This window comes from Candidatus Baltobacteraceae bacterium, assembly GCA_036559195.1.
GTDB lineage: Bacteria > Vulcanimicrobiota > Vulcanimicrobiia > Vulcanimicrobiales > Vulcanimicrobiaceae > JALYTZ01.
Genome location: DATBTN010000050.1, coordinates 1 through 3,124, shown reverse-complemented (window position 1 = coordinate 3,124; position 3,124 = coordinate 1). Strand labels below are relative to the sequence as shown.

The following is a 3,124-nucleotide window of genomic DNA, read 5'->3' as shown; positions in this document are numbered from 1 at the left end:
CGATTCACGATCCGCGCGGCCACCTGCGTGCGCGAGAGAATCGCTGCGGTACATTGCACCGGTACGCGGCCGCGCTCCGGCCGAAGGTTCAGCAGCCGCAGGGAGCCGGCGCCGTTCAGCGCGATCTCGCCCAGAATCTCGTATGGCTCGGCGGCGCGCGCACGAAGAGGACCACCGGCTATCAAGCCGGCGGCGGCACTGGCAAGAAAGGTCCCGCGCGAAACACCCATCGTGCTAATACTATCACGCGAGACAAGATGCGTGTGACGGCACTCGCCTTAACAGGCCGAAACGGAAACGTCGACGATGGCCGGTTGAACGCCGCCGCCCAGAATGTAGATCTGCGTTGAACCGCCGGGGCCGGGATTTGAGGCGCGCGATACCGTGAATTGGGCGGTCCCCGGTCCGGGAGCGACGAGCGCCACGGCCGTATTTCGCGACTGCGCCGAAAACGCGCCGCCGTAGCCGGTCTGCCGCACGGAGATGACGCCCGTAAGCGTGCCGGGCTGACAGCCGATTTGCACGCTATTCGGAAAGGCAATCGGCGCCGGCAGGAACGTGGTGATGCCGCTCGAGTTGTAGCCCGAACTTCCGCCGCAGCCGCCGAGCGCGGCGGCGTATAGCAGCACTGCAAACGTCGAGGCGACTCTACGAGTGGTGCGCATGGCTCATCTTACAGCAGTGCCGCCTGCGGCTCGCTTTGGAGATAGTAGTCGCTTTGATCGCCGATCGAAGGCCGCACGCGGTTCACGATGATGCCGAGCACGTTTTTCACGCCCATCGCTTCGAGCTTGGCGATGGCCTTTTGCGCGAGGCGCCGATCGGTATTATCGACCGAGAGCACCATCACCAGTCCGTCCACCTTTTCGCCGACAATCGCCGCGTCAACGATCGGCAGCACCGACGGCAAATCCAGAATGACCATGCGGTAGCGGCCGTGCGCCTCGTCGAGCAGCGCTTGAAAACGCTCCGATTCCAAGAGTTTGACCGGGTTGGGCACGCGCGTCCCGCTCGTAAGCAGATCGAGGCCGCTGACTTTCGTGCGCTGCACGGCACTCTCGAGCGAACAATGGCCGGTCAGCACGTCGCCCAATCCGAGCGTGTTCTTGACCTTGACGATGTTATGTAAAACGGGGCGGCGCAGGTCGGCGTCGATCAACAACACCGGGCCTTCGAGTTCGGAGATCGTGCGCGCCAGATTGACGGCGAGCGTCGACTTTCCGTCGCCTTCAACCGGGCTCGTAATCGCGAGCGAGCGCAACGGACGATCGGTGGAGTAGCGCAGCGTTCGCACGAGCTGCAGGAACGACTCGATCGTTAGCGCCTGCACCCACGGTAACGCGGGGCGCTTTTCGTCGCCGAGCGCCGGGATCGAACCCAAGACCGGCAGCGCGAAGTCGCGGCGAATCTCTTCTTCGTCGCGAAGCCGGCCGTCGATGAAATCCAGCAGCGCGATAAAACTGAGTGCGATGATAAGGCTCAGCAGGGCGCCAATCGCAATCGTCAGCGGCCGGTTGGGGCGCACGACCGCGTCGGCCGCGGCCGCCGTTTGCGTGATCGTCACGTCGCTAAGCGCCGTGCTCTTCATGATCGTCGCGTCGTTGAGTTTTTGCTGTAGCGCGGTGTAGACGTCGTCGGCGAGTTTTTGCTCGCGCGTCAATTGCGAAAAGCGCTGCGTTTGCGCGGGCAGCGCCGCCAGTTGCGGCATGAGCAGCGCTCGCTGTGCCGAGAGTTCCGCGAGCTGCGCGGTGTCGGCCGCTACCTGCGCGCGGAAACTCACGGCCTGCTGTGAGATCTGGGCGTAAACGGGGTTGGCGACGGTGTTGCTCGCCGAGACGATCGTCGCGGGCGTGGACGCAAGTTCGCGCCGAATTTGCGCCTGCTGCGCGAGCAGACCCTTCACGGTCGGATGCTCGTCGGTGTATTGCGCGCGGGCCGTGCCGAGCTGCGTATCGACCTGGGCCAATTGCGTTTGCAGCTGGGAGAAGACCGGATTGGGCGAGACCGCTTGTCCGCCGCTGGTCGACGCGCTGATGCCGCCGCGCTGCGCCTGCAGGCTCGCGAGTTGCGCCTGCGCCTGGCGCGCGTCGAGCTGCACTTGCGCCGTCTTCGACTCCACGTTGGCGACCGCGGCGATCGTGTTCTGCGTTTGCGCGGTCAGGTCGGCGATGTGGTGGCTCTGTTCGAACTGCTGGAGCCGCCCATCGGCTACCGCCAGGCGTTTGGTGGCCGCCGGCATCTCACCGGTCAAAAAGGCGATCGCCGAGTTTGCTTGGCTCGCGATGAGATCGCGTTCGCGCGTGATGAAGACGCTCGCGAACTCGTTCGCGATGCGCGCCGACTGCTCCGGATTCGACCAGGTCACGGCGAGCGCGATGATCGAGGTGTTGGTCACCGGCGAGATTTTCACGCGATGCAAAAGACCGCGCGCCGATGTGTCGAGGTGTAAATTATCGATCACTTGCTGCGCGACGGGCGATTCGGTCAGCAATTCCGCATAGGTTTCGCCGGACTGCACGCCCGAAACCACCAGCAGCGCGTTGAGGATCGGCAGGTTCGTGGACGACGTCGCATCCCCCGAGGTCGCTCCGCGCCCCGTTCCCGCGATCAAGCGGGCCTCCGTCGTATACGACCGCGGATACAGCATCGTAGCCGCGATCACGGCGGCGAGCAGCATCGCGAAGATCGTGAACAGCAGACGCCCGCGCCGAACGAGTACGCTCGTCAGCCACGTCAGATTGGCGCCGGCATCGGTTCCGTCAACGCGTCCGGCAAGCGCCGGAATCGGCGTCACGTGCGGCAATCTCTCCATACTCTGCGCCCCTTAGTAGCCAAGAAATATCCGTCGGAGAATCGTGAGGAAGCCACCCGGATTTTGTACGCCGCGTTTGGCCTCGGGCACGTATACGATGTCGCCCTTTTTCAAGACGGGATCGTACCGCAAGTCGCCGCGCTGCAGCGCCTCGTACATATCGACTTCGTGCGAGGCCGCGCGGCCGTCGGGATCCGCGCGGGTCACGAAGACGTGACTGAGATCCGACGCGGCCGCGGCACTGTTGCCGGCCTTAGCGATGGCAACGCTCAAACGATCGCCTTCGCTGAGCGCAATGTAGCCCGGCCGGTC

4 protein-coding genes are annotated in these 3,124 nt (G+C 64.4%); all 4 read right to left on the bottom strand.

The window, feature by feature from the left end; translation table 11 throughout:
* Positions 1-230: hypothetical protein (locus VIG32_07545; GenBank protein ID HEY8297858.1), on the bottom strand; the 230-nt coding region annotated here is incomplete at its 3' end.
* A 48-nt stretch (positions 231-278) separates the two neighbouring features.
* A complete protein-coding gene (locus VIG32_07540; protein HEY8297857.1) occupies positions 279-665 on the bottom strand; it encodes a hypothetical protein in 387 nt (128 codons plus the stop codon).
* A gap of 8 nt (positions 666-673) precedes the next feature.
* Positions 674-2,812, bottom strand: a complete 2,139-nt coding sequence (locus VIG32_07535) for a polysaccharide biosynthesis tyrosine autokinase (GenBank protein HEY8297856.1) — start codon at positions 2,810-2,812, stop codon at positions 674-676.
* Between the two features lie 12 nt (positions 2,813-2,824).
* Positions 2,825-3,124: hypothetical protein (locus VIG32_07530; protein ID HEY8297855.1), on the bottom strand; the 300-nt coding region annotated here is incomplete at its 5' end.

What these genes read in the sequence shown, in the direction of transcription:
- VIG32_07540 (HEY8297857.1), bottom strand. Translation starts at nt 665, where the DNA reads ATGCGCACCACTCGTAGAGTCGCCTCGACGTTTGCAGTGCTGCTATAC.
- VIG32_07535 (HEY8297856.1), bottom strand. Translation starts at nt 2,812, where the DNA reads ATGGAGAGATTGCCGCACGTGACGCCGATTCCGGCGCTTGCCGGACGC.